The organism is Domibacillus indicus (assembly GCF_023715895.1).
Lineage (GTDB): Bacteria > Bacillota > Bacilli > Bacillales > Domibacillaceae > Domibacillus > Domibacillus indicus_A.
This window is the reverse complement of the sequence record NZ_JAMBOO010000129.1, coordinates 1-255: the sequence shown is the minus strand read 5'-3', so window position 1 is coordinate 255 and position 255 is coordinate 1. Positions and strand designations below refer to the sequence as shown.

Annotated in this window: 1 rRNA gene; it reads right to left on the bottom strand. The window is 52.2% G+C overall.

The window, feature by feature from the left end:
* Positions 1-255 (bottom strand): 23S ribosomal RNA (locus M3221_RS27150); the annotation flags it as partial.

Below are 255 nucleotides of genomic sequence, written 5' to 3'. Positions count from 1 at the left end.
CCACACCTCATCCCCGCACTTTTCAACGTGCGTGGGTTCGGACCTCCAGTGAGTGTTACCTCACCTTCATCCTGGACATGGGTAGATCACCTGGTTTCGGGTCTACGACCTCATACTCAAACGCCCTATTCAGACTCGCTTTCGCTGCGGCTCCGCCTTATCAGCTTAACCTTGCATGAAATCGTAACTCGCCGGTTCATTCTACAAAAGGCACGCTATCACCCGTTAAAGGGCTCTAACTACTTGTAGGCACAC